The organism is Vreelandella lionensis (assembly GCF_002087295.1).
GTDB classification, from domain to species: Bacteria; Pseudomonadota; Gammaproteobacteria; order Pseudomonadales; family Halomonadaceae; genus Vreelandella; species Vreelandella lionensis.
The window spans coordinates 67286-93512 of sequence record NZ_MWVI01000083.1; the positions used below are offsets into that span (position 1 = coordinate 67286).

General features: G+C 57.5%; 19 protein-coding genes and 11 pseudogenes. 11 read left to right on the forward strand and 19 right to left on the reverse strand.

The annotated features are described in order from the left end of the window. The first annotated feature begins 7 nt into the window (after positions 1 to 7). Entirely contained in the window at positions 8 to 733 is a 726-nt protein-coding gene (phoU, locus tag B4967_RS11950; protein WP_074211261.1) for a phosphate signaling complex protein PhoU, read from the forward strand. Between the two features lie 69 nt (positions 734 to 802). Beyond that, positions 803 to 1538, forward strand: a pseudogene (gene cysZ, locus B4967_RS11955) (sulfate transporter CysZ). A gap of 64 nt (positions 1539 to 1602) precedes the next feature. Here cysZ and B4967_RS11960 read toward each other — a convergent pair. The 6 genes and pseudogenes from B4967_RS11960 to B4967_RS11985 all read right to left on the reverse strand — a co-directional run bounded on the left by B4967_RS11960 (position 1603) and on the right by B4967_RS11985 (position 6590). Beyond that, a complete protein-coding gene (locus B4967_RS11960; protein ID WP_083025402.1) occupies positions 1603 to 1923 on the reverse strand; it encodes a hypothetical protein in 321 nt (106 codons plus the stop codon). A gap of 574 nt (positions 1924 to 2497) precedes the next feature. Continuing rightward, complete coding sequence (locus B4967_RS11965) at positions 2498 to 2797, reverse strand: hypothetical protein (protein ID WP_192859211.1); 300 nt, start codon at positions 2795 to 2797, stop codon at positions 2498 to 2500. A gap of 318 nt (positions 2798 to 3115) precedes the next feature. Then, a pseudogene (gene phoR, locus B4967_RS11970) lies at positions 3116 to 4410 on the reverse strand (phosphate regulon sensor histidine kinase PhoR). A 2-nt stretch (positions 4411 to 4412) separates the two neighbouring features. Then, positions 4413 to 5102, reverse strand: coding sequence for a phosphate regulon transcriptional regulator PhoB (phoB, locus tag B4967_RS11975; RefSeq protein WP_083025403.1), 690 nt, complete (start codon positions 5100 to 5102; stop codon positions 4413 to 4415). A 109-nt stretch (positions 5103 to 5211) separates the two neighbouring features. Next, positions 5212 to 6101 (reverse strand): annotated as a pseudogene (ubiA, locus tag B4967_RS11980) (4-hydroxybenzoate octaprenyltransferase). 33 nt (positions 6102 to 6134) lie between these two features. Beyond that, positions 6135 to 6590, reverse strand: a complete 456-nt coding sequence (locus B4967_RS11985; RefSeq protein ID WP_243470548.1) for a chorismate--pyruvate lyase family protein — start codon at positions 6588 to 6590, stop codon at positions 6135 to 6137. 206 nt (positions 6591 to 6796) lie between these two features. Here B4967_RS11985 and B4967_RS11990 point away from each other — a divergent pair, with 206 nt between their 5' ends. The 4 genes and pseudogenes from B4967_RS11990 (at position 6797) to yccS (ending at position 11043) form a co-directional block, all read left to right on the forward strand. Beyond that, positions 6797 to 7993 (forward strand): NAD(P)/FAD-dependent oxidoreductase, encoded by a 1197-nt coding sequence (locus B4967_RS11990; protein WP_083025426.1) that lies wholly within the window; start codon positions 6797 to 6799, stop codon positions 7991 to 7993. Positions 7994 to 8088: 95 nt separating this feature from the next. After that, positions 8089 to 8362: pseudogene (locus B4967_RS11995) on the forward strand (HU family DNA-binding protein). Continuing rightward, positions 8362 to 8718 (forward strand): hypothetical protein, encoded by a 357-nt coding sequence (locus tag B4967_RS12000; protein ID WP_083025410.1) that lies wholly within the window; start codon positions 8362 to 8364, stop codon positions 8716 to 8718. The pseudogene B4967_RS11995 and the gene B4967_RS12000 overlap by 1 nt, the downstream one beginning before the upstream one ends. A 137-nt stretch (positions 8719 to 8855) precedes the next feature. After that, positions 8856 to 11043, forward strand: a pseudogene (gene yccS / locus B4967_RS12005) (YccS family putative transporter). Between the two features lie 27 nt (positions 11044 to 11070). On the opposite strand, the pseudogene recG reads toward yccS, so the two are convergent. Together recG and B4967_RS12015 are read right to left on the reverse strand one after the other, a co-directional pair. Next, positions 11071 to 13149: pseudogene (gene recG, locus B4967_RS12010) on the reverse strand (ATP-dependent DNA helicase RecG). Further along, a complete protein-coding gene (locus B4967_RS12015) occupies positions 13146 to 14075 on the reverse strand; it encodes a hydrogen peroxide-inducible genes activator (RefSeq protein ID WP_083025427.1) in 930 nt (309 codons plus the stop codon). The pseudogene recG and the gene B4967_RS12015 overlap by 4 nt, the downstream one beginning before the upstream one ends. Positions 14076 to 14225: 150 nt before the next feature. On the opposite strand from B4967_RS12015, the gene B4967_RS12020 reads away from it, so the two are divergent. Then, a complete protein-coding gene (locus B4967_RS12020) occupies positions 14226 to 15107 on the forward strand; it encodes an SDR family oxidoreductase (protein ID WP_083025429.1) in 882 nt (293 codons plus the stop codon). 96 nt (positions 15108 to 15203) lie between these two features. On the opposite strand, the gene B4967_RS12025 is transcribed toward B4967_RS12020, so the two are convergent. The 4 genes and pseudogenes from B4967_RS12025 to gmk form a co-directional block, all read right to left on the reverse strand. Further along, a complete protein-coding gene (locus B4967_RS12025) occupies positions 15204 to 15593 on the reverse strand; it encodes a RidA family protein (RefSeq protein ID WP_083025411.1) in 390 nt (129 codons plus the stop codon). 93 nt (positions 15594 to 15686) lie between these two features. Further along, positions 15687 to 17818, reverse strand: a pseudogene (locus tag B4967_RS12030) (RelA/SpoT family protein). Positions 17819 to 17844: 26 nt separating this feature from the next. Beyond that, the gene (gene rpoZ / locus B4967_RS12035) at positions 17845 to 18105 is read right to left on the reverse strand and encodes a DNA-directed RNA polymerase subunit omega (RefSeq protein WP_083025412.1); all 261 of its coding nucleotides are present in this window, start codon (positions 18103 to 18105) and stop codon (positions 17845 to 17847) included. A gap of 88 nt (positions 18106 to 18193) precedes the next feature. After that, positions 18194 to 18826, reverse strand: a complete 633-nt coding sequence (gene gmk, locus B4967_RS12040; protein ID WP_083025414.1) for a guanylate kinase — start codon at positions 18824 to 18826, stop codon at positions 18194 to 18196. A 135-nt stretch (positions 18827 to 18961) separates the two neighbouring features. Between gmk and B4967_RS12045 the strand changes: the two are divergent. Further along, a pseudogene (locus tag B4967_RS12045) lies at positions 18962 to 19656 on the forward strand (extensin-like domain-containing protein). A 9-nt stretch (positions 19657 to 19665) separates the two neighbouring features. On the opposite strand, the gene B4967_RS12050 reads toward B4967_RS12045, so the two are convergent. The 5 genes and pseudogenes from B4967_RS12050 to B4967_RS12065 form a co-directional block, all read right to left on the reverse strand. After that, positions 19666 to 19929 carry a hypothetical protein gene (locus B4967_RS12050; RefSeq protein WP_083025415.1) on the reverse strand — a complete coding sequence of 88 codons (264 nt, stop codon included), beginning with the start codon at positions 19927 to 19929 and terminating at the stop codon, positions 19666 to 19668. Between the two features lie 107 nt (positions 19930 to 20036). Next, positions 20037 to 21249: pseudogene (locus B4967_RS12055) on the reverse strand (MFS transporter). A gap of 151 nt (positions 21250 to 21400) precedes the next feature. Further along, positions 21401 to 21721: a helix-turn-helix transcriptional regulator gene (locus tag B4967_RS12060; protein ID WP_083025417.1), complete on the reverse strand. Its 321-nt coding sequence runs from the start codon at positions 21719 to 21721 to the stop codon at positions 21401 to 21403. Continuing rightward, entirely contained in the window at positions 21718 to 22107 is a 390-nt protein-coding gene (locus B4967_RS21550; RefSeq protein ID WP_243470549.1) for a HipA domain-containing protein, read from the reverse strand. The genes B4967_RS12060 and B4967_RS21550 overlap by 4 nt, the downstream gene beginning before the upstream one ends. Next, on the reverse strand, positions 22104 to 23063 hold the full coding sequence (locus tag B4967_RS12065) for a HipA N-terminal domain-containing protein (RefSeq protein WP_243470550.1): 960 nt from the start codon (positions 23061 to 23063) through the stop codon (positions 22104 to 22106). The genes B4967_RS21550 and B4967_RS12065 overlap by 4 nt, the downstream gene beginning before the upstream one ends. 130 nt (positions 23064 to 23193) lie before the next feature. Between B4967_RS12065 and B4967_RS12070 the strand changes: the two are divergent. Beyond that, positions 23194 to 23819, forward strand: a pseudogene (locus B4967_RS12070) (DNA-3-methyladenine glycosylase family protein). A 27-nt stretch (positions 23820 to 23846) separates the two neighbouring features. Here the strand turns inward: B4967_RS12070 and B4967_RS12075 are convergent. Next, positions 23847 to 24721: pseudogene (locus B4967_RS12075) on the reverse strand (pirin family protein). A 98-nt stretch (positions 24722 to 24819) separates the two neighbouring features. Beyond that, positions 24820 to 25392: a histidine phosphatase family protein gene (locus B4967_RS12080; protein ID WP_083025420.1), complete on the reverse strand. Its 573-nt coding sequence runs from the start codon at positions 25390 to 25392 to the stop codon at positions 24820 to 24822. An 85-nt stretch (positions 25393 to 25477) separates the two neighbouring features. Between B4967_RS12080 and B4967_RS12085 the strand changes: the two genes are divergently transcribed. Then, a complete protein-coding gene (locus B4967_RS12085; RefSeq protein WP_243470552.1) occupies positions 25478 to 25864 on the forward strand; it encodes a DUF1016 N-terminal domain-containing protein in 387 nt (128 codons plus the stop codon). Positions 25865 to 25907: 43 nt separating this feature from the next. Beyond that, positions 25908 to 26063: a hypothetical protein gene (locus tag B4967_RS19565; RefSeq protein ID WP_243470553.1), complete on the forward strand. Its 156-nt coding sequence runs from the start codon at positions 25908 to 25910 to the stop codon at positions 26061 to 26063. The last annotated feature ends 164 nt before the right edge of the window (positions 26064 to 26227 follow it).

Genomic DNA, 26227 nt, shown 5'->3' on the forward strand with positions numbered 1-26227 from the left:
GTGCTCAATGGATATTACGAGCGATAGCCACAGCCAGCATATCTCTCGCCAGTTCAACCAGGAGCTGGAAGAGCTGAAAACCCACCTGATGGCCATGGGCGGTCTGGTGGAAAAACAGGTACAAGACGCCGTTCACGCCCTGTTGGAAGGCGACAGCCGTCTGGCCGAAAAAGTGCGTGATAACGACCGCCAGGTGAACGACCTGCAACTGCAGATTGATGATGAGTGTACTCGCGTCCTGGCCCGCCGCCAGCCGGCCGCCTCGGACCTTCGTCTGGTGCTGGCCGTTATTCGTGCCACCTCAGACCTTGAGCGGATTGGCGATGAGGCCAGCAAAATTGCCCGCAACGCCCTACTGCTGAGTGAAAACAGCGGCGGCATTCGTGGCCTGGTCGAAGTGCGTCACATCAGTGAACACGTGCGTAAAATGCTGCGCGATGCACTGACGGCTTTTGCCCGCTTCGATACCGAACTTGCCATGCAGGTTGTGCGTGAAGATGAGTCGGTGGATGACGAATACGGCAGCGCCATGCGCTCTCTAATGACCTTTATGATGGAAGACTCCCGCTCTATTAGCTCCGTCCTCAGCATCATGTGGGTACTGCGGGCACTAGAGCGTGTGGGCGACCACGCCAATAACCTGGCAGAGTACGTGGTCTACCTGGTGAAGGGCCTGGATATTCGCCACAGCGACCCCGACACCTTAGATCAGAAGGTGCTTAAAAAGTCTTGACCTAGCAGGTAATTCCTCCTGCAATACGCCCAGATGACACATCTGGGCGTTTTTATTTAAGGAGCAAGCATGGTGGATGCAATAACGGCGCTGAGCCAAGGCACACGTTTGGTGTACCAAAAAGGGCTGCGGCGCTACATTTTTCTGCCGATCCTGGTCAACCTCATCGTGTATGCCAGCATGCTAAGCTTGGTGCTCAACCGCTTTGATGGCTGGCTCGACAGTGCCATGACCATGGTCCCCAGCTGGTTGGAGTGGCTCTCTTGGCTTATCTGGCCGCTCTTCTTCGTTAGCCTCTTGGTGGTGATCTTTTTTACCTTCACCCTGGTGACACATCTGATTGCCGCGCCGTTTTACCGGCTTTTTAGCCGCTAAAGTCGAGCGTCAAGCCACAGGACGGGAACCGTTGGATGATCGCGGGCTAGCTAAAACGGCCATCGATGCACTGGGTCGCGAACTGGTCAAGCTCGGCTATATTCTGCCGCGCATGGCGGCGCTGTTTATTCTCAGCTGGATACCAGGCCTCAATCTGTTGGCACCGATCTTGTGGGCACTGTTTTCCGCCTGGGTGATGGCCATCACTTACCTTGATTACCCGATGGATAACAACAAGGTCACGTTTCGCGATATGCGCAGCCGTCTCTCGCACCGCTGGTGGCCAAGCCTCACCTACGGCGGGCTGATCATGCTGGTCACCTGGATCCCGCTTGCCAATCTGTTTTTAATTCCTGGCGCCGTAGCGGGGGCGGTGCTGATGTGGGATGGTCACTACCGTGACACCCAAGATGTTGTCGCACGTCGTTAGAACACACAGCCATACGCAAAAAACCCCGCCGGAGCGGGGTTTTTTGTGGAATTAATATCAACGCTTACCAACGAAGATCATCACCTTCATCACGGTTCAGCTCGCTAGCATCATAGCCAGCTTTACTGGTAGCCACGCTGTTGGAATCGCTGACGCTGCTTGAAGTGGAGTAGTCCAGCGTATCGCCTTCATTACGGGTCAAGTCACTAGCAGAGTACTGAGCCGGGCCTGACGTATTGTGCGAGCTAGGCTGAATCACATCGTGTCCTGCAGAGCGGTCTTTGTTGAGTTCAATGGATGTTTGGGCAAATGCCATCGGACTTGCTACCAAACCAAAAGCAACACCTAACACTGCAGATTTTTTAGCTAACTCTTTGAAAAACATAAATTACTACTCCTTTAACATTGAGCCAGTCGACATAGGGTGGAAACCAATTAAGCGCCTACGACTAATGGCTAACTTTACATCTTGGCATTGCATAAGTGATGCCAAAAATACTAAATTAATTAAATATCTTTTAAAAACATAAACTTATTTATTTTTAATTGCGCGCAATATAAAGCTGCAAAATCATTATTCATACAAATATATTGTGCAATAATGGCACATGCGTCGGTTAAGTGGCGCAAATTGACTCACTTGCCTTGCTGCCCAACCGCTTCATTATCCCCGCTAAGAGGGCAGCCATGCCATTCGCTGGGGTTTATGTGTTAGGCACAAAAAATTAGACCCCGCAGGGCGGGGTCTTGAGAACTCTTACTTTTACACGATACTTACATCTGGCTTCCAATCCTTTTGCGGGGCTCCAACCTTGGAATTTACCCTGACCAGTGTATTGATCTTTTTGATTCATTCCTTGAATCATTGAGCATCCTTGCGATGAGACATCCTTGCCTCTCTAGTTGCTCACTCCTTAAGCGTAAGAGTTTTTTACAGCTTTGCAAAGAAATGTTACTTGTTACATACCACTATTTTCTTCTGGGAGTTCTTCGGTGCTGTCATAGGTAGCATCCGAGTCATCACTCATGGAGTTTGGTTCCATGTCGCTGGCGTTATCACCCTCGTCATGGGTTAAATTTTTCTTGTCATGATCAGACGGCATAGCTGAGTCGTTAGACTGAGCTTCGACCGGCTGCTCATCTGGAGAAATGTTGTCTGCCGGATCTGCAGGCTCTTGAGCAAATGTCAGTGGGCTTGCTACCAGACCAAACGCTACACCTAAAATACCAGCTTTCTTGAGTAGTTCCTTGGACATCATATTCCGCCTCCTCGATCGCTGTGAAATACCGCTATTTAAGGAAGAGTGACATCTTGTCTTACCAGTTCCTGCATAATCTTCCTTGACAAGTATGTAGCAGCCTATATGCCAAAAACTCTCAATAGAAATAAAATCTATTTATATACAGACACTTATAAAAACAACCACTATGCCGATTAACCCTCTAGCACTGGCTTAAGTAGATGATTAGTTGGCTACATATGACACATGCGCGGTGTTTGACCATGATTGCATGCCAATATGGCACACTTATACATAAGTTATGCAAGCCAAGACGGAGAGTGGTATGACACCGTGTTAGCTGTTAACGACACGGGAGGGTGGGAAAACACAGCGGAACAACGCCCCCTCACCGGGGTAACGACTCCACTTGAAGCTGTGCATCATGGCGCAGTAGAACGTGTTTAACAATGGCAAGGCCAAGACCAGTACCGCCAGTGGCGGTACTGCGGCCCTTATCAACGCGGTAGAAGCGTTCGGTGAGACGCGGAATATGCACCGGATCGATCCCTTCACCGTCGTCGTCCACTTCAATGCAGGCACTGCCATTGGACAGAGCCACCCAGCGGAGCGTGATTTGACTTCCCTCCGGCGTATAGCGCACTGCGTTGAATGCTAGGTTTGAGATGGCGCTGCGTAGTTCTTGCTCGCTGCCCACCAGGCGCGCCTCGCACTCCAACGCCACCTGAACGCTATGCTGCTGGTTCGAGAGCGCCAGCGCATCCCGGCGAATGCTCTCAAGCATCGACCCAACCTCAAGCGGCTGATGATCTTCGCCGCCTCGGTCAATCTCCAGGCGTGACAAAAGCAGTAGATCATTCACCAAGCTCTGCATACGCTTGGTCTGCTCTTCCATCTGACCAATGCCTTTACTCAGGCGCGGTGGCAGCATCTCTTTAAGATCGCCGTAGGTTTCCAGATAGCCGGAAAGAACGGTGAGTGGGGTTGCGCAGCTCATGGGAAACGTTAGCGACGAAGTCGCGGCGCATCTGCTCTAGGCGATGCAAGCGGGTAATATCCCGCGCCATAACCAAGCGCTCGTCATCACCATAGAGCGTGATTTGATACTGCAGAATGCGACGCTCATCAATGGGCGAGGTGAGCGTGAGCGGCTCGCTGTACTCACGGGCATTAAAGTAGCTGATGAAACGCGGGTCGCGCAGCAGGTTAGTAATGTGCTGACCGCGGTCATGGGCGGTTTGCAGGCCGAGCATGTCGGTGGCGGCACTGTTCCACCACTCTAAATCACCGTGGCGATCCAGCATCACGACGCTATCACGCATCGCTTCCGAGGATTCTTGAATACGCGCGAGGGTTGCTCGCAGCCGGCTTTGGGTAATGCGTTGGCTTTTTTGGTAACGGTAAAGGCGATCGAATAGCTCGCCCCACATGCCAGTTGCCGCAGGAGGCTCATCGTGCGGGTTGAGCGTTAGCCACTTGAACAGCGCCCTAAGCTGGCGGAGTTGATACACCAAACAGAGCGTTAGACCCGCAGCTAACCCGAAACCGGGATAACCTAGCAGCCATCCCAGGCACATCCCTAGGAAAGCCAGCCAGATAATTCGCCACAGTTCACGGCTCCACAAACGCACGATTACACCCGAGCAGAGAAACGATACCCAGTGCCACGCACTGTTTGAATCAGATTCTGATGCGCTTCACCTAGCGCTTTGCGCAACCGGCGAATATGCACATCCACCGTGCGCTCTTCTACATACACATTACCGCCCCACACCTGATCAAGCAGCTGGCTACGGGTATAGGCGCGCTCTTGGTGAGTCATAAAGAATTGCAGTAAGCGGTACTCGGTAGGGCCGATCTCCAGCGCTTTGCCATGGGCGCTGACGCGATGGCTCACAGGGTCCAGCAGCAATCCATTGATTTCGATGGGGTCTTCCACCCCGCGCGGGGTCGCCCGGCGCAGCACGGCTTTAAGACGAGCCACCAACTCGCGGGGGGAAACCGGCTTGGTGATGTAGTCATCCGCCCCCGCCTCCAGGCCCTGAATTTTATTATCCTCTTCGCCTTTGGCGGTCAGCATAATAATTGGCAGCTCAGCGGTGGCCTCTTCGCGCTTGAGACGACGGGCCAGCTCGATGCCGCTGGTGCCCGGCATCATCCAGTCCAGCAGCAGCAGGTCGGGCTGGTGGTCAACGACCATCGCATGGGCATCCTGGGCGTTGTCCGCTTCAAGCACGCGATAGTCAGCCATTTCCAGCGCCACAGCGATCATCCCGCGAATGGGTGCCTCGTCATCGACAATCAGTACGGTCTTGGCGGTCATCCAGGGCCTCACGGTGTTCTATGAAAACTCGTTTATACAAAACAGTTCAATGACATGTCTGTGACGATGACACCATGACTTAATGACAATTCTATGACACCCAGCATAATTAGCCAGCTGCAGGCCACCAGCTCAGAACAATTCCGGCAAATACCAAGAGCCCTGACCAGTGGTTATTCAGAAACGCCTGGAAGCAGGGTCGCCGTCACAGTGAAAAATTAACCGCTGCTGATGGGGAAACGTCGCTGCCATGCCTACCAAGCCCAGCCAGAAAAAACCGCCTAACCCAACCCGCAACCCCACCCAGGTAAGCAACGCCAGCGTAGCAAGCTGCAGCAGGCCAATGATGAAACGGTCGGCGCTGCCAAACAGCACCGCGGTGGATTTAATGCCGATTTTCAGATCATCGTCACGATCCACCATGGCGTATTGGGTATCGTAAGCCACCGTCCACAGCAGGTTAGCGCTAAATAGCAGCCAGCCTTCCAGCGGCACATGCCCCAGTACCGCGCCAAACGCCATTGGGATCGCCCAGGAGAAAGCCGCCCCGAGCACCACCTGGGGAAAGTGTGTGTAGCGTTTCATAAACGGATAAATAAATGCCAGCAGCACACCCCCAAGCGAGAGCAGCACGGTAAACCAGTTGGTCAGCAGCACTAAAATAAAGGCAGCGGCCACCAGCGCCACAAATAGCAGCTGCGCTTCGGTTTCGCTGATCCGACCGGTGGCCAGTGGCCGCTGCTTGGTACGCTTTACATGGCCATCGAAGTGGCGGTCGGCGTAGTCGTTCACCACGCAGCCTGCGGCGCGCATCACATATACCCCGGCAATAAAAATCAGCAGTACATCGCGGCCTGGCACGCCCTCTGACGCGACCCACAGCGCCCACAGCGTTGGCCACATCAGCAGCCAAGTGCCAATGGGCCGGTCCAAGCGCATTAACTGTAAGAAATCTGCCAAACGGGCCCACCCGGTCGGGCGCAACAGAGAACGGTCCATGCTCATGCTTACCTCGTCAAAAAAGCTGCTGCGTTAGCCTAGCGCGACGGAAGGCCCAGGCATCCGCCATGGTAGATAAAAAATACTCCTGACCAGTAACGAAAGCCCACCATGTTCAAAGACAGAGCGCCGCCCCCATAAGCTATTGGCCGATAGCCCCGGCTGCTGGTGGGTAAAACGTGGCGGCGTCGCCGTGGCTTCCAGCGGCCCGCGAACCAAATCGGGCTGCTGAAATAGCCAACTGCCTAACGAGCGTTCGCCCAACTTCCCTAACCCTTTTCCCTGTAGCTGGTGAAGCGGGGCCACCGAACGCGCTACCACCCACGGCGTTTCATCAACACACAGCGCCACCTCGCGCAGCCACGCGTAGCGGCGTGGCGCGATGCCTAGGGCCAAGGCTTCATCCGCTGGGGCAGGCCAATGGTTTGGCGCAGCAAGCGCACCCGAAACGCTCCCGGCTCGCCCGCTGCTCTGAGGCGCGCGGCTCAAGAATCCGTGGGCCCTACCCACTGCCACCAAGGCGCACTCATGGCTGGCTGAGTGGCTGCCACGGGCAGCCACTGAGGGAAGAGCGAAAACGCAGGTGTGGATAACACAGGGGCGGTCACCTAAGCCTCCAAGGCGGTCAATTCAGAGCGGGCTAGTGTAACATGGTTGCTTTACAGGCTTTTGGTCCACCGACGTTTGGTGACGGTATGCCCGACTCACACACGACATCTTCCAGAACACCTCACCACCACGCCGCGCTGGTGATTGTGGGCACCGGCATGGCAGGCGTTGGCCTCGCTCGCGCGCTGCGACGCCAAGGGGATACGCGCACAATCACGCTGGTCAGCGCTGACAGCGGTGATGATTACAGCAAACCGCTGCTGTCGACAGGCTTCGCCAAGCGCTTGAGCCCTGACAAGCTCGCCCAGCGCAGCGCTGAAGCGCTCGCCGATGAATTAAACGCACAGATCGTTACCCGCACCCACGTCACGCAACTGGATGTGGATAACCACGTGCTGCAACTCAGCAGCGGAGCACCGCTTGGCTACGATGAGCTAGTGCTCGCCACCGGCGCGGCCCCTCACACGCCGTTTCGCATACCGAGCGAGCTGGCCGAGCGCTGTTTTACCGTCAACGACTTGGATGACTACCGCCGCCTACACGGAGCACTCAACCAGCCTACTCGCGTCGCGATTATTGGCGCCGGATTAGTCGGCGGTGAATTCGCCAACGACCTACACGCAGGTGGACTCCAAGTCACTGTGATTGCACCAGAGAGCGCCCCTTTGCCGCGCCTACTCCCTGAGCGGCTGGGTAGCGCACTGGCCGATACGTTTCAAGAGGCTGGTATTCGTTTAGCGCTTGGACGCACCTTAGAGACATTATCCCAAGATGCAGACAACGCTTTGACGCTGCAACTCGACAATGGCGAGCGCCATACGGTAGATATCATCCTATTCGCGACCGGTTTGGCACCTCGCACGCAGCTTGCTGAAGCGGCAGGGCTGAGCGTCAGCCCCAGCGGCATTCAGGTTGACCGGCAGCTACGCACCAACCAGCCGCATATTTATGCGTTGGGTGATGCCGCGTGTATTGATGGGGCGAACGCCATGTATGTGCAGCCGCTGCAAGCAAGCGTCAAAGCCCTGGCAGCTACCCTTGGCGGCACCCCAACGTCTGTTAGCTTCGGCGCTTGGCCAGTCGTGGTGAAAACCCCGCTGCTACCCGTGGTGGCCTACCCACCCACTCAGCCCCCAGAGCGCTGGCGGATTGAGGGCGACGGCAATGATTTCACCGCGTTAGCGGAAAATAAAGACGGACATTTGATTGGTTTTGCGTTGACAGGCGGCTGCGTGAGAAGGAAAGTGGAGCTTTCCAGAGCTGCCCCAGGCCTGCTAGGCTGATTTTCGCCGCATTCACGACTAGGCTAAAGAAGCGCTGCCTGCTGGGTAGGCTACCAACAACATTGATGTTTGTTTTCCACAAGGGAGATTCCTTTATGCGCAAACCTGAACTCGCTGCAGCCATCGCTGAAAGTGCTGACCTTTCCAAAGACAAAGCTGGCCAAGTCCTCAATGTCATCCTGGACGAAATCACCAACAGCGTTGCCAAAGGTGAAGATGTAGCCGCTGATCGGTTTTGGTACGTTTACCGTTCGCGAGCGCGCTGCCCGTACCGGTAAAAACCCGCAAACCGGCGCTCCACTGCAGATCCCGGCCAGCAAAAACGTCGCGTTTAAGCCAGGCAAAGCGCTCAAGGACGCCGTTTCCTAATGAAGCTTTCGCTGACGCTGTGGCTATTGGGCTTTATGCTCAAGCGAGCCCTGCGCCGCAAGCCGCGCTTTCGTGAGCAGCTTGAACGCATGCGCGGCCTCGACTGGGGTGTTGCCACGGAAGACCTAAGCATTGCCCGCTACTACCGGATGGCGCCCCACGGCATCACCACGGGAAAAGGGTTGCCCGTTGACCTGGATCTTGAACTACGTTTCCGCGACCAAGACACCGCGCTGCGCATTCTCAAGAAACCCACCCAGCAGGCATTTTTAGATGGCATGGTGGCGGGAGATGTTCGCCTAGTAGGCGACTCCGCCGATATGAACAAGCTGCAAAAATTGCTGAAGTATTTGTAGCGCCATACGCCCAGCCGCAGGCAACCTGTTCCCCGCAGCCAAACGCTGCGGGGTTTTTCGTTAACGGCACACCATAGCCACGTACCGGCATACTATTTATACTAAAGTCTAACAACAGCAAACTCACAAGAGCCTCTATGCCCCTCTCCCTTTCCCTGCGCCGCCTTTGGACCCTAGATAAGTTCGCCTACAGCCTGCGGGTGTTTATCGCCTTCAGCGGGGCGCTGCTGTTTAGCGGGCTGGCGGGGGATGTGGCGCTGGTGATTCCGCTGTTTCTGGGCATCATTGCCAGCGCGCTCTCAGAGACCGACGATAGCTGGCAGGGGCGTTTGCAGGCCTTGGTGGTCACGCTGCTCTGCTTTGCCTCGGCGTCGTTTGTGGTGCAGTGGTTATTTCCTTGGCCGTGGCTGTTTGCGGTGGGCTTGGCGGTCTCTACCTTCACGCTGATTATGTTGGGAGCGATTGGCCAGCGTTACGCGACCATTGCCTCCGGCACGCTGATTCTTTCGATCTACTCCATGATCAATATTGAGCAGCACGTCGCCTCGCGCCAGCTACTGCTGCTGACCGGAGCTGCCTGGTACGGGGCGATTTCGGTAGTATGGTGCGCGCTGTTCTCCCGCCAGCCGGTAAAACAGAGCATGGCGCGGGTGTATAAAGCCCTGGGTGAATTCTTGATTTTAAAACCGGCGCTGTTTGAGCCGGTGCGGGGCGTTGATGTAGAGGCCCGCCGTGTGGCGCTCGCCCGCCAGACCGGCAAGGTGGTGGATGCGCTCAATCAGGCAAAAGAGATGATCTTTCGCCGCCTGGAAGGCCAGCGCGGCAGCCGTAAGCTCAACCGCTATCTGCAGATTTACTTTATCGCTCAGGATATCCACGAGCGGGCAAGCTCCACCCACTACCCGTACAGCGCGCTTACTGAAGCCTTTTTTCATCACGACGTGCTGTTTCGCTGCCAGCGACTGCTGGACCAGCAGGGCCGTGCCTGCCGCCAGCTAGCCAAGTCGCTACTGCTCAACCGCCCTTTCAGTCACGAGCAGAGCGAGCAGGCGCTGGCCGACCTGCGCGCTTCGATTGATAACCTCAGCGAGCGTGGCAAGCCCGAGTGGCGGCCGCTAATACGCCCGTTGGATGCGTTACGGACAACCTCTCCACGCTAGAAGCGCAGATTGCCAGCGCCCACAATCCGGACACCGGCAGCGAACGCCGGGACAGCGCGCTTTATGACCGCTCGCCCTCTAGCCTGCTGGAAGCCTGGAAACGGGTGCGGTTGAACTTCACGCTGGGTTCGCCCACCTTTCGCCACGCGTTACGCTTAACCACCGCGCTGGTGGTGGGTTACGGGCTGTTGCAGTGGCTCGACCCACAGCAGGGCTTTTGGATTTTGCTTACCACGCTGTTTGTATGCCGCCCTAACTTCGCCACCACCCGGCGCTTTCTCTCCCAGCGGATTCTGGGCACGGTGCTTGGGCTGATTGCAGGCTGGGCGTCTATCAGCCTGTTCCCCCAGCCACTCATCCAGAGCATGATTGCGGTGGCGGCAGGCGTGTCGTTTTTTGCCAATCGAGAAAAGCACTATGTGGTTGCCACCGCCTCCATCACCCTGCTGGTGCTGTGCAGCTTTAACCAAGTGGGCGATGGCTTTGACCTGATCTGGCCGCGGCTGTTTGATACGTTGATTGGCTCGCTGATTGCGGGGCTGGCGGTGTTTTTTATTCTGCCGGATTGGCAAGGCCGCCGCCTGTACCGGGAAGCGGCAAGGTGCTGACCAATCACCGCCGCTATTTAGACGAGATTGTTCACCAGTATGAAGAGGGCAAGCAGGATGATCTGGCTTACCGCTTAGCACGGCGTAACGCCCATAATGCGGATGCGGCGCTCTCGACGCTACTCACCAACATGCGCCACGAGCCGGGGCACTATCGTAAGCAGGATGCTGATAACGGGCTGCGCTTTTTGGTACTCTCCAACACGCTGTTAAGCCACCTCTCCGCGCTGGGTGCCCACCGCCACCGGTTGGCAGACGATGAGGACGATGCCGCCTTCGTGCCCCTCGCCAAGCGGATTAGCGCCCTGTTAGAGCAACTGGCCGAGCAGTTGGATAAACGCCTGCCCGTGGCGCTACTGACCGAGCCTGCCAACGAGCTGCTGAGCCAGTTAGAGGAGCAAAGCGGCGCAGCGGAAGAGAAGGCCGTCACGCTCTATCGGCCCATTGAACGCCAACTGCGCTTAATTGCCGGCCAGCTGGGCCCGCTGAGCGATGCCGCCAACCGCTTAACAAGCCCAAGCGCCGAAACGCTCCCCGAACCTAACGCAGCGGTTTAACACCGCGCGCATACCCCCGCCCTGCCGCTACACCTCCCCGTAGCGGCCTGCCGCTTCACCCAGCCAGCGGCGCACCAACACGGCCGTCACCTCGGCGTTGCCCTGCAACGCCTGGGCCGGGCGGTCACCCGCTCTAGCTGGTCGGCATCGCGCTCTAGATCGGCAATCTTCATTTGGGCAAGGCCGGTTTGGGGCGTGCCCAGCACTTCGCCGGGGCCACGAATTTCCAAATCTTTTTCGGCAATGCGGAAGCCATCGGTGGTTTCCCGCATCACGCCGAGCCGCTCCCGGGAGCTTTTGGAGAGTGGCGGGGGGTTAAAACAGCACGCCGAAACTTTCGGTGCTGCCGCGCCCTACCCGGCCGCGCAGCTGGTGAAGTTGCGACAGCCCCAAGCGTTCAGGGTTTTCGATGATCATCAGGCTGGCGTTAGGCACATCTACGCCCACCTCAATCACCGTAGTGGCCACCAGTAGATCCAGCTCGCCGCTCTTGAAGGCGTCCATCACCTCGGCCTTTTCCGCGGCTTTCATGCGCCCGTGAATCAGCCCAACGGCCAATTCCGGCAGCGCTTGGGTCAGTTCTTCCCGGGTGACCTCGGCGGCCTGACATTGGAGCACCTCGGATTCCTCAATCAGCGTGCACACCCAATACGCTTGGCGGCCATCGCTGCAGGCGTTGCGGATGCGCTCGACCACTTCCGGGCGGCGCTCGTCAGAGACCACCACGGTTTTCACCGGTGTGCGCCCTGGCGGCAGTTCATCAATCACCGACACATCCAGATCCGCGTAGGCGCTCATGGCCAGCGTGCGGGGAATCGGCGTGGCGGTCATGATCAGCTGATGGGGGGTTAACCCACCCGCTTCGCCCTTTTCACGCAGGGCGAGGCGTTGGTGAACGCCAAAGCGGTGCTGCTCATCGATAATCGCCAGCCCCAGGCACTGGAAGTGCACATCGTCTTGAAACAGCGCGTGGGTGCCCACCACCATACGCGCTCGGCCATCGGCAATGGCGGCTTTGGCATCCAACCGAGCCTTGCCCTTCAGCTTGCCCGCCAGCCACGCGACTTCGATGCCCAGCGGCTCAAACCATGCCTTGAACGAACGATAGTGCTGCTCAGCGAGGATTTCCGTCGGTGCCATCATGGCCGCTTGGCAATTGCCCGCCAGCGCCGATAGCGCCGCCATGGCGGCCACCACGGTTTTTCCGGAGCCCACATCCCCCTGCACCAGCCGCAGCATGGGTGCAGGGCGTGCTAGGTCGAGGGCGATCTCTTCCAGCACCCGACGCTGGGCACCGGTGAGCGCAAACGGTAGCTGCGCCAGAAAGCGCGTTTGCAGGCTGCGCCCGGAAGGCAGCTCTGGCGCGCCGTCTGCCTGAATACGCAGGCGCACTTCCCGCAGGCTAAGCTGATGAGCCAGTAGCTCTTCCAAGGCGAGCCGCCGCGTGGCGGGATGAAGGCCGTGGGCAAGCTGCTCTAAATCTACGTCTGGCGGCGGCTGGTGCAGTAGCTGCAAGCTGGCGTGCAGCCCCGGCAGTTGGAAGCGCTGACGCAGCGCATCGGGAATCACATCGGGCAGCGTTTCGGGGGCTTGCTCTAGCAGGCGCAACGCTTGCTGGGTCAGCGCTCGCAGACGGGTTTGGTGAAGCCCCTCGGTGGTGGGATAAATCGGCGTGTAGTACTCCTCGACCGGCGTTTCGCTACCGCCGCTAAGCCGATACTCGGGATGATAAATCTCCAGCCCCGTGGCGCCCGCCCGCGCTTCGCCAAACGCCCGAACGATGACGCCGGGGCGAAGCTGCTGCTGTTGGGCTGGCGAGAAGTGAAAAAACCGCAGGCTTAAAATGCCGCTACCGTCGCGCAGGCGAATCAGCAGGCTGCGCCGCCGCCCCTTAACGATATCGCTGGCGGTCACCTCGCCCTCTACTACCGCTTCATGGCCCGCCCGCAGCAGGCCAATGGGGGTGAGTCGCGTACGGTCCTGGTAACGCAGCGGCAAGTGGAACAACAGGTCGCTGATGCGTTCCACGCCGAGCCGGGCGAGCTTAATCGCCAGCGCTTCCCCCACGCCCTTCAGCGCCGTGACCGGTGCAGACAGCTCACTCATGAGGGAGCATTCTTCTTATGCACCGGCTGTGGGCACTGGCTAATCGCCTTGGCCAAGGCATCAATGGCTTTGGGCCGCGGGAAGCTGGCCCGCCAGGCAATCGCCACGGTGCGGGAAGGTGCCGGGTCCACAAACGGGCGGCTGACCAGCATGGCGTTTTCGTACTGGTCGGTGCCAAGTGCCGACTGAGGCAGCACGGTAATCCCCAGCTTAGAGGCCACCATATGGCGAATGGTCTCAAGCGAGCCGCCTTCGGCGATCAGGGTATTATTGGGGCTATTCAGCTTTTGGGTAATCGCCGGGCAGGCTTCCAAAATTTGATCGCGGAAGCAGTGCCCTTCCCCTAATAGCAGCAGCCGCTCTTCTAATAAGTCTTCTTTATGGATCGCCTCGCGCTCGACCCACGGGTGGCTGGCGGGCATTAACACTTCAAAGTGCTCGTCGTAGATCGGCTTGGTGACCACGTCGGTTTCAGTAAACGGTAGCGCAACGATAATCACGTCTAGCTCGCCGCTGCGCAGCTTGGCCCGCAGCGTGCCGGTCATGCCCTCTTCAATATAGAGCGGCATTTGCGGCGCGGCGTTGGCCAGCGCGGGCACCAGGTGCGGGAACAGGTAAGGCCCGATGGTGTAAATCGCGCCAATACGCAGCGGGTTCGCCAGCTGGTCTTTGCCAGCGCTAGCCAACTCATAAATCAGCCCGCTCTGCTCCAGTACGCGCTGGGCCTGAGCGACGATTTTTTCGCCCAAAGGCGTAACTTGCACCGTGGATTTAGAGCGTTCAAACAGGGGAATTTCCAGCTCATCTTCGAGCTTTTTCACTGCGACTGAGAGCGTCGGTTGAGAAACATGGCAGCGTTCAGCGGCGCGGCCAAAGTGGCGCTCCTGGGCAAGGGTAACGATGTAGCGAAGTTCTGTTAAAGTCATTAGCGGTGCCAGTGGCATCCTCTCGTTGCAGCTCGTGACTAGTCATCGTGTTAGCGAGACGGAAAAGGACAGACAAGCCCTATTGAAGATGGCACATCTCATAGGGACTTTGTATCTGATAGGGAATATTAATCAAGAGGGGTGAGCAAGTTGAAGCTAACGATACTGATTATCGGCTGTGGAGACATCGGCGTCACGCTTGGACAAGAGCTGCTGGACGAGGGGCATCGGGTGATTGGCGTGCGCCGCCAAGCCAAGGCATTAGAGCATACCGGCATTGAGCCGTTAGCCCTTGATCTCAGCACCTTGGAAGGGGCCGACGCTAGCGCACTGCCCCAAGCCGACTACGTGATTTACACCGTCAGCGCAGACCGCTTTGAAGAGAGTGCTTACCAGAGCGCCTATCCGGATGGCCTAAAGCGTGTTCTCAGCGTCTTGGAACAGCACGAAACGCCGCAACGGCGCGTCTTCTTTGTCTCCTCTACTAGCGTCTATGGTCAGCAAGAGGGCGAAGTCGTTAACGAAGAGAGCCCCACGGAATCTACCAGCTTCTCCGGCAACCTGATGCGCGAGGCGGAACAGGCGCTGCTCAATCACCCGCTGCCCGGCACCGTGGTGCGCTTCTCCGGGATTTATGGCCCAGGGCGTGACCGCTTGATTCACCAAGTGGCGGAAGGCCGCATTGCTGCGGTGACGCCGGTGAGCTACTCCAACCGCATTCATCGGGACGACTGCACCGGCATTCTGGCGCACCTGATCCGCTGCCAGGAGAACGGTACGCCGCTGGCAGACCTTTATCTGGGCAGCGACTGCGAACCGGTCACCCTGCACAACGTCATGGCGTGGCTCGCCAAGCAGTTGAAAGTAGAATCTACCGAGACCATGCAATCGCCGCTGCGCCGACGCACCAGCAAGCGCTGCGACAACCGCCGCATTCTCGAGACGGGCTATACCTTCCGCTACCCCACTTACAAAGAAGGGTATGCCCAAGTGTTGAAAGAGGGTGGATTTCTAGAGCTGCAAAAAGCCTAACTACTCTAGCGCTATCCAAACGCAAAGAGCGAGCTGATCACAGCTCGCTCTTTTTTATGCAGCGGTGAAAACACCGCATCTAACGGAGCATGGCGATTAGTCGCCAATCACCATCACGGCTTCGGCTTCTACCTGGCTGCCTTTAGGCAGCGCTTTAACCCCCACCGCCGCACGAGCAGGGAAGGGCATCGAAAAGAACTCTTCCATGACCTTGTTCACGATCGCAAAGTTGTCCAAGTCGACCAGGTAGAGGTTGAGCTTGACGATATCGCCCAGCGAGCCTGCGGCTTCTTCACACACGGCCTGTAGGTTGGTGAATACCTGACGCGCCTGAGCTTCGAAATCATCAGAGACAATTTCCATGGTTTCCGGATTAAGCGGGATCTGGCCCGACAGGTAAACCGTGTTGCCCGCTTTGATAGCCTGGGAGTACGGGCCGATGGCGGCAGGGGCTTTTTCTGTGTTGATAACCGCTTTATTGCTCATGGGGTGTCATGCTCCTGTATTAATGAAACGTTGATTATTATCACCATGGCCTACGCTGCCAGCTTGAAAAGCCAGCGCTAGGCGCATAAGCGTTTAGTTTGCAGTACGGGTAATTTTGCCAACGTTGGGCAGGTTGCGAATGCGTTTAATAATACGGGCGAGGTGTACCCGTCCTTTCACCGACAGCGTGAGATTGACGGTGGAAAGCCGAGCATCGCGCTCCTCAATGCCGATACGTTCGATATTGGCATCGGCATCGGTCACTAGGCCTGCCAGTTCAGCAACAAGGCCACGGCGGCTTTCAATTTCGATGCGCAGCGCCACAGGGAAGTCCTCATCAATATGCTCGGACCACTCCAGGGCAAACAGCTTTTCAGGATCGTTTTTACGGTCAGCGAGGTTTTTACACTCGCTACGGTGTACCACCAGCCCTTTACCGACCGACAGATGCCCTACCACCGGGTCGCCGGGTAACGGGTGGCAGCAGCGGGCAAAGTTAAGCACCATGCCTTCGCTTCCGCTAATCACCACAGCCTTATCGCTATTGTCGGAAAGCGTCTTATCAAAGCTATCGCCATGCGCAACATCGACCAAACGGCGGGCCACTACGTGGGCCATGCGGTTGCCTAACCCCAACGATTCGAGCAAGGCGTCCAGCGACGACACATCCAACTCTTTGAACGCCTGTTCGAAGACACTCTCGTCGAGCTCTTCCAGGCTCGTTTCGAACGATGCCAGCGCCTTGTTGAGCAGTCGACGGCCCAGCATCACCGCCTCCGCCTGCTGCTGATGCTTCAACGCATGGCGAATGGCGGAGCGCGCCTTGGCAGTGGTGACGAAATTCGCCACGCTAGGTTCGGCCGCGCACCGGGGGCGGTGATAATCTCCAGCGTCTGGCCGCTTTCCAGCCTCGTGGAGAGCGGCGCGAGGTGGCGATCGATGCGGCAGGCGATGCAGTTATTGCCGATATCGGTGTGTACGCTGTAGGCGAAGTCGATCACCGTGGCGCCCTGGGGCAGCTCCATGATGTCGCCTTTTGGGGTGAACACGTAGACATCGTCGGGGAACAGGTCGTTTTTGACGTGTTCGATAAACTCCAACGAATCCCCCGCGTGGCGCTGCATCTCCAGCAGCCCTTTCACCCAGGCACGGGCGCGGGCATGGCTGCCTTCAGCAATCGGATGCGCCGTCTGCCCGGCTTTGTAGAGCCAGTGCGCGGCAATTCCGTTATTGGCCATGGCTTCCATTTCACGGGTGCGGATTTGCACCTCGATGGGCATGCCGCGCTGGCCAAACAGCGTGGTGTGCAGACTTTGGTAACCATTCGCCTTGGGAATCGCGATGTAGTCTTTAAAGCGCCCCGGTACCGGCTTATAGAGGTTATGCACGACGCCAAGGATGCGATAACAGCTGGCCACGTCTTCGGTGATAATGCGAAAACCGAAGACATCCATAATCTCGGCAAACGGCTTGCGCTGGTCGCGCATCTTTTTATAAATCGAGAGCAGATGTTTTTGGCGGCCAATCACCGTGCCTTTTAGGCCTTCGTCGTCCAGGCTCTGCTGCAGCGAGGCCTGGATTTCCCGCATGGCGCTGCGGCGATTGCCCCGCGCGCTGGCCACTGCGCGCTTGATACGCTCGGCCCGCATGGGGTGAATCGCCTGGAACGAGAGGTCTTCCAGCTCCACACGAATGGTGTTGATCCCCAGTCGCCCTGCAATACGGGCGTAGATTTCTAACGTTTCACGGGCAATGCGGCGTTTTTTATCGGGCCGCAGTGCGCCCAAGGTGCGCATGTTGTGCAGCCGGTCGGCCAGCTTGACGATGATGACGCGGATGTCCCGCGACATTGCCAACACCATCTTTTGAAAATTCTCCGCCTGAGCGACGGCTTTATCTTCAAAAGTGATTTGGGTCAGCTTGGAGACGCCATCTACCAACTCAGCCACAGGCTTGCCAAACTGCGCCGCCAGGGCTTTTTTAGAGACGCCGGTGTCTTCAATCACATCATGCAGCATGGCGGCCATCAGGCTCTGATGGTCCATGTGCATGTTAGCGAGAATATTAGCGACCGCCAGCGGATGGGTGACGTACGGCTCGCCAGAGCGGCGGCGCTGGCCATCGTGGGCCTGCTCAGCGTAGTAGAAGGCGCGCTTGACCTGCTGGATCTCATCCGGGGGTAAGTAGCCGCCGAGTCGGTCAGCTAGGTCATCAATGGTGAACATGTACCGCGCCTCTAATCGGTGCTAGCTTAATCGTCGATTTGAGCGCTAGGCGTCATAGCAGGACGCGCACGCACAGGAGCTTCAACTGGCTCGTCCAAAACGGTGTGGTCGATCAGGCCAGCGGTGATTTCCCGCAACGCCATCCCGGTCGGCTTGTCGTTTTCCCAGGGCAGCAGTGCATCGCGGGAGCCGCGGGCCAGCTGGCGAGCACGATGGGTGGAAATCATCACCAGTTTGAAGCGGTTTTCTACATTTTCCAGACAATCTTCAACGGTTACGCGGGCCATGGGGCCTTCCTGTAATGACGACGCCGGGCCGGCGTTGTTGAACAACGTCGCCGACCCAGCGAAAAGAGTGGTGATAGGACCTGATAGATTACTCGACGCTAGGCGCCTGTGACAAGAGCGCATCGAGCAAGGGGGCGTGGCGTTCTTGCATTGCAGCACGCGTGAGGCGGCGGCTGATCACCAGCGACTGCAGCTCTTGCAGGGCGGAGGTGAAATCGTCGTTAATCACTAAGTAATCGTACTCATCGTAATGAGACATCTCGCTGACCGCATCGCGCATGCGCCGAGCGATCACCGCGTGTTCGTCGGTGCCACGGCTGGAGAGACGTCGCTCCAGCTCGCTACGCGATGGCGGTAGGATGAAGATCGACACGGCAGAAGGCATCTGCTCGCGTACCTGCTGCGCGCCCTGCCAATCGATCTCTAGGATGACGTCTTGCCCCGCGTCTAGCAAGGTTTGGACCGACTGACGCGACGTGCCATAGTAATTGTCGAAGACCTTGGCATACTCGAAGAAGTCGCCGCGGTCGATCATCGCTTCGAAGTCAGGCACTTGGGTAAAGTGGTAGTTGACGCCATTGACCTCACCTTCGCGTTTGGCACGCGTGGTATGCGACACCGACACCTGAATGCCGTCCAGGCTTTCGATCAGCTCACGAACGAGGCTGGTTTTACCCGCGCCCGACGGGGCAGAAACAATAAACAGCGTACCCTGGGACATGAAGCGCTTCCCTAGTTAGTCAAAATGGTGGTTCGTCATCACGCAGGCCGGCCACCGCCGACATTATGGGGAGCGCAGTATCGCACACCCATGGCAGGGACTGTAGCGTTTCCAAAGTGCCACAAGGAGGTCAGCATGCGCAGCACAGTGATTATTTTATGCCTGATTGCGCTGGGGGTCGCGCTTCAGAAAGGCATTATCGAGATCCCCCGCCACTGGGCACCCTGGGCTCCGCTACATGTGGATGACCCCATCACGCCAGTCACGCAGTTGAAGCTCAAGCGATTAAACGATGACCGCGACGCCTGCTTGGCGGCATTGGACACCGTGCCAGAGGGCGAGCTGCGCTACACGCCGTTGGCTGATTACTCCCCGACTGCAAGCTGCCCACTTAGCAATATCGTGCGCATGCAGAGCAGCAGCGTGCGTTTTAGCCAGAGCTTTGTGGCGTCGTGCCCGCTGGCATTGGCGTGGGTGATGTATGAACGCCATGCGCTGCAGCCTGCGGCGCAAGCGATTATGGGCAGCAGGGTCGCCCAGGTGAATCACGTGGGCAGCTTTGCCTGCCGTAATGTTTATGTCGTGAGACAGGACGGCGTAGCGAGCACGCCACCGCCGAAGCGCTGGATGTGGTGGGGTTTCAGTTTGAGAACGGCCAGCAGATATCGCTGATTAACGACTGGGATGACGCGGGTAACGCGGGGAAGTTTTTACGCGCAGCGCGAGATGGCGCGTGTGATACCTTCGGCAATGTACTGGGGCCTGAGTACAACGCCGCGCATGCCGACCACTTTCATTTAGGCATGCGCGGCTTCAGGCTGTGCCGCTAGGTAGGCGGGTTATTCGAGGTTAATATCCTCTTTATCGGTGGCAGCCCCTGTGGCAGCACCCACGCCACCGCCAATCACAGCACCTTGGGTGACGCTACCACCAGTGACCGCAGCGGCCCCAGCACCAACAGCCGCCCCTACGCCAGCACCACTGGTAGCGCGCTCGCCGGTGGTCGTTCCACAGCCCGCCAGCGCCAGAGTAATGGCGGCAATAGCACTTAATGTTACGAGTCGCGGGGTTACAACGCGCGATGTCTTCACTAGGTTATGCATAGGTCACCTCCTTATGGATTGCACCTTTACACCCTAGGAACGATACGCGCTTTTTGCCACTTTAAATGCTCTAAATATTTATTTAGCAATCACTTATTTATAGCGCTTTATTTGTAGCTCTGAGCCACCGACGGCTCCGCGGGATAGGTGCGTTTTTCCAGCCAGCGCCCCCAAGCGAAAATCACTAGGCCACACAGCGCAAGCCCGGCCCCTACCAGCCCCGTGCTCGACCAGCTAAACCCGGCGCTAATCGCCAAGCCCGCCAGCCACGCCCCCAGCGCGTTCGCCCCGTTAAAGGCCGCCATGGTTCATGGACGCCGCCATGGTTTGAGCGTCTTCAGCCACATCCATCAAACGGGTTTGCAGCGAAGGCGCAAGCGCCATGCTAGTCCCTACCAAACCCACGAACAGCAGCCCCGTCCACACCTCGTTGGCAGCAAAGTAAAAGAGCCCCTGCACCACGGCACACCACACCAAGATGGTGGGAATCGCCCGCATCAGGTTTTTATCCGCCATACGCCCGCCCACCAGGTTACCGGCGATAGAGCCCAGGCCAAAAATCACCAACACCAGCGGCCCCAGCGCTTCGCTCATGCCCGCCTGCTGGGTCAATGTCGGCATCACATAGCTGAAGATCGAGAACATACCACCGCAGCCAATACAGGCAATCGCAATGGTGACCAGCACCCGCTGCTTCACCAGCGCAGAGAGCTCTCTTAATGGGCTCGCGTGGGCATCAAATGGCTGCACCGGCACGCATAACCGAATGAGCAGCGCCGTTAACAGCGCAATTACCCCCACCCCGGCAAAAGCGATTTGCCAACCAAAAGCGTTACCCGCCCAGGTACCCAACGGCGCACCAATCAAAATGGCTACCGTGAGCCCCAACATTACCCGCGAAATAGCCCGCGCTCGCTGGTCAATCGGCACCGCTCCTGCCGCGACCAGCGCCGCTATGCCGAAGTAGGCACCATGAGGCAGGCCCGCCAAAAAGCGCAGGCCCACAAACGACCAAAACCCCGGCGCCATGGCGCTGGCAATATTGCCCACAGCAAACACCAGCATCAGCGCAATCAGCAGCGCCCGCCTGGGTACCCGTGCAGCCAGCGCGGAAATCAGCGGTGCACCCACTACCACGCCCAGGGCGTAGCTACTAATCGCATAGCCTACTTGGGGCACCGTCACGGCTAAATCTTCCGCCACGCGGTTCATCAACCCCATAATGACGAACTCGCTGGTGCCTATGCCAAACCCGCCCAGCGCCAGAACAAACTCTGCCAATCGCGGGTTACGCGCCAGCCCCGATGACGACTCTTGCATACCTCTCTCCCCAGGCGCTGAATAAAGCGCCTGCTTATCAAAACGGTCTTAGATTGCGTCAAATAATGGCAGGATTAGACGAAAGTAGGAATATATGACGCTAAAAAAGTTAGCGTGCAAACTCATTCATCAAGCGATGAACGCCTGGGGGTCAACCGGTAGAAGATTCCACTGACAACAACCGCTCGCGCAACTCACGGTTACGCGGCAGTAAGCCGACTTGCAGGCCCAACGGGCGAAAGACTTGGTTGAGCAGCGCCACGGTAGGACTTGCTTTACCGGCTTCCAAATCAGACAACGTGCGACGGCTGATACCCACCAGATCGGCATATTGCGTCTGCGACATACCCAGTACGTCCCGGCGTAGCTGACGCAACACCTGCCCCGAGCTGATTTCTTCACGCACCAGTTGAGTCGCGAGCGTCGTCAGCAGCGCCTCACGCTCAACGCTAGAGAGTTCTTTGCGCTTCATACCAACCCCCAGCGCTGCAGCTTAGTGTCCAAGTAATCAAACCCCACCGCACTCGATGTCAGTAAGGCGTCGGGCACGCCCCGCGCAGCGAGTCGCTCTTTCAGGCCAACTAGCTGACTTCCCAGCTCTTTTAACTCTGTCATCAGTTGTTCTGGGGGAATATAGACGCTTAAGCGTTCCGCAATGGCGGGCCAATTAAACTCCCGCCCCTCCTCAAACGGTGTTCCCCAAGTGGTAGTTCTTACAATTCCCTCTGGGTCAGCCTTCATGGGCGCAAAATCGTACACCGGAGCCCACCAGATACCTTGCGGCGTTTTCAGCAGCGCCGTATTACGGCCGTGGTTATCGCTGTTAGCAAACGCAATATTGAGCAGATCGCGTTTCACCCACTCACTGACAAAGCTCGCCGTATCGAAATGCCACCAGGCTCACGCACGCGGAATTGTTGGCTCAACAGACCCACCAACGCCTCAATCACGGCAAAATGATTCAAAAAGCTTCCCAGTTCCTTCCCCACGGATGAATACACAGACTCCAAGCCATAAAGCGTGCACGCCCCCCCTTGATAACCAACGTCAAAGCGGGGCAACCATAGCGATGGATAACGCTCACCTTCTATCAACCTCATCCCTTGGGTATCGATGGTCGCGACACCCAATGCCGCTAGCTCGTGATAGAAATGATACTCCGCACGCAAAATGTCGTTATCGATCGCGGTGCGCTGACCGCGAGGAAATTTCACCAAATAGTGCTGATCGATATTTGTCGGATCATCCTGGTAGGTATCAATCCAGACCTGATCATCTGGCGAGCAGCGCAGCAGCAGCTTAGGCGCTTCGCCACCTGCTCCGGTCGCACCGCCCCCAGCGGCCCCCAACTGCTGCGCATAGGCAAGAAAATCACTATCCCGATTGACGACGTCAGCCAAAGCAAAGCGCTGGTGCTCAAGCGTGCTGCCAGCAGGGCGCTCAGGAAGAGCCTCTTTGATGCGCAAATTGCCCACCGGCGCAATTGTGCCCTTGGCCAATAGCGCGGCATCCTGCTCCGCTTCGCTAAGCGCCGTTATTCCCAACTGCGTGACCCAGTAACGTCGGCTGGCCCCGGACGGCATGATATCGTCTAAAAAAGCGAACCAGCGTGGCGATTGATGGGTGTTCATCAACTCAATAGGCAAACGAAGGCTACAGGCGTGCTCATCGTCGCGATCCAACCACTCAAGGGCATAATCTGTCAGATAGACCAAACGTGGAGGCCCCCGACGGCCTCGCTCTGGCTGCTCGATGATCAGCTCGGCGGCATCGTGCCACTGCCCTTGATGGAAGGCTTGAACGGTTAGCAACACAGCTCACCTTAATTGAGTAGTTTAATGCTCAAAAGTGTAGCCCAAGGCACCATAATGTGCATTTTAATACTCAAATTAAGATCAAAATGCGATTAATGAGCATTTTTCTACCCATTTCCCAGGAGACATCATGCCGTCTGATCACACGTCCGTTGCTATGATTGAACGCGCCATGCAGGCACTGGCCAATGCCGACCCCGATATTGCCCGCGCTTACCCCTTAGTCGGCGCGCCCAACCCGCGCCAGCGCGACCCAGGCTTTGCCACCTTCTTCTCGACCATCGTCAGCCAGCAGATCTCCACCGAAGCTGCTCGGGCGATCATGGGTCGGGTGAATACGCTGCTGCCGGAGCTACATGCCAAGGCAGTGATGGAGGTGGAAGGCCAAGCGCTACGCGATGCGGGGCTATCGTGGCGTAAAATCGAGTATGCCAAAGGGCTGGCCGACGCAGAGCTGGCGGGCACGTTTAGCGCCGATGGCTTAGCGCATCTTAGCGATGACGAGGCCATTGCCGCGATTGCCCAACTGCGCGGGTTTGGCCGCTGGAGCGCCGAAATCTACCTGATGTTCTCGCTCCAGCGGCCCGATATTTTCCCCGCCGACGACCTCGCCTTAAGGGTAGCGCTAGGCCGCTTGAAGGGCATGGAGGTCAAACCCACGCCGAAACAGGCGCGCCAGATGGTGGAGCACTGGGCACCCTGGCGCAGCGTGGGGTCGCTATTTTTATGGCACTACTTCGCGGCGAGCCGGTGTAGCGCGGGTGTTTAGAGCATTAACGGTCTTTAAAGCGTAAGCCCGCCAAACTTACCGTTCTGGTAATCCTCCACCGCCTGGACGATCTCATCGCGGTTAGTCATCACAAAGGGGCCGTGAGAATAAACCGGCTCGTCGATGACTTCGCCATGGCCAAACAGCAGGCGCGCATCGCTCGCTGCTTCAATGCTCAGGCTTTCACCGTCAGGTCGACTTCGATCAAATGGTGCGCCTTGGCAGGCTCGCCGCCCACCGCCACGTCGCCACTCACCACATAAAGAAACACCTGCCGCCCAGGGGCCACGGGTAGCTGCTCATGCGCGCCCGCAGGCAGCGCCAGCGTCGACATGAACACGCCCGTCAGCGATTCAATCGGGCCCGTTTGCCCCTGCCACTCCCCGGCAATCAGGTTGAGCGTACCGCCGCCTGCCAGCTGAACAGCGGGAATGCCCTCTTGCTGCAAGCCCACGTAGCGCGGCTCGCTCATCTTCAGCCGTGACGGCAAATTGACCCACAGCTGCAAGATTTCCAGCGGGCCACCCTCGCGCAGAAACTCCTCCGGCGAAATTTCCGCATGAACGATGCCGCTACCGGCGGTCATCCACTGCATGCCGCCTGCGTGAATCACGCTCTGGTGCTTGGCGCTATCAGCATGGGCCAGCGAGCCTTCCAGAATAAACGTTACCGTTTCAAACCCACGGTGCGGGTGCGGCCCCAAGGGCAGCCCACGGTTGTTGGCCGGGTAAACCTGCGGGCCGTGATGATTCAAGAATAGAAACGGATCGAGCTGATCCAGCCCCGGCCCTGGCAGCGGCCGGCGGGTGACCAGATCACCGATATCATCCCGATGGGCAGGATACTGAGCGACCACGCGGCGAACGGATTGAGTATTGGCTGATGACATAACGCTCTCCTTATCAATACGCCCAGCGTAAAACCTCAGCTGACCGATGAGGAGCGAATAATTTGCCCCGATTCATTGAAGGAAATGAATAGAAAACCTTAACGGCTGGGAACGCTCAGCCGCCCCACCACCGTGAAACCCTCCTCTTGCGGGCGCACGACCACCATTTCCCCGGAGCTAACGCCCCCACCGGTCAGCGCCGTGATATTCACCTGATGCGTCACCAGCAGAATATTCCCCGGCCCCTGCCACCCCGCAATACGCTCACGAGCCGCTTGGGTAATGGCCACCTGATCCCCACGCCCGCGAAAGAACGAATTCAGCCACGGCGCAGGCACCACCGCCTCCAGCGCCATCAGCTCAGCGGTTTCCAACGCCCGGCACCACTGGGAGCTGTACACCACATCAATCACCACGCCCCGCTCCCGCAGCGCCTGCCCCGCTGCTAACGCATGGGCACGCCCTTCGCTGGACAGGTTGCGCTGGGTCTCGCACGCCTCCAACACAAACCCCGGCGAGTCGCCGATACCGGGCGCCAGGGAGTGGCGCATGAGGATGACCAAACCGCCCTTTTGAAGTGCTTGCCAGGTTGTTTCGTTTGCCTGAGCAATAGGGAACATACCCAACACACCGAGCAACAAGGTTAAAGTGAGGTGGCGTAGAGTGGGCATGGAGAGACGTCCTTGAATAGGCAAAATTTGATATTGTTAAGCCTAAGCCAGCTGACATTACTCTATAACGCCAGGGGTTAAGCCTATGCCGGAGCAGAACCCAACCGCTTTTAGCCGCCTCGTTAGCGCAATGACTCAACAGATAGAGCAAGCACGCGGGCAGGTTCGCCAAGCCGTGAATACGGCTATGGTACAAAGCTACTGGGAAATAGGCCGTTTAATTGTCGAACACGAACAGCAAGGCAATCGTCGTGCTGAGTATGGTAAGCAGCAGCTACAGCAGCTCTCACAACAGCTTACCGAGCGGCTGGGGAAAGGCATTGATGTCAACAATTTACGCAATATGCGCCAGTTTTATCAAAGCTTTCCAAAGCGGAACTCAGTGCGTACCGAATTGAGCTGGACTCACTACCGCACCCTTCTGCGAATAGGAAACGCCCAAGCCCGCGACTGGTATTTGCAGCGACGATAACCCCACTATTGGCTTGGTGCTGTGCAGTGAAAAAAGCGAAGCTGTGGTGAAGTACTCGGTGCTGGCCGAACAAAAACAGCTGTTTGCAGCGAAATACATGCCGTATCTGCCCTCTGAAGATGAACTCAAACGTGAGCTAGAGCGCGAACGAACTCAGGCAGTGGAACAGCTTCAGCAGCACGGGCGGGGCGATGAGTGAACGATAGCTTCACGAACAATCTCAGCGGCTGAAATTTTGATTTCTCGAAGCAGCTCCCTCTTTTTTTTAAGCTATTAACGTACTCCCGCCCGGTAGCTATCTGGCTCCAGCCAGAGCTGTTCGTGGAGATCGCCTTTGTCTAGTCCTGAAATAGATTGACACTT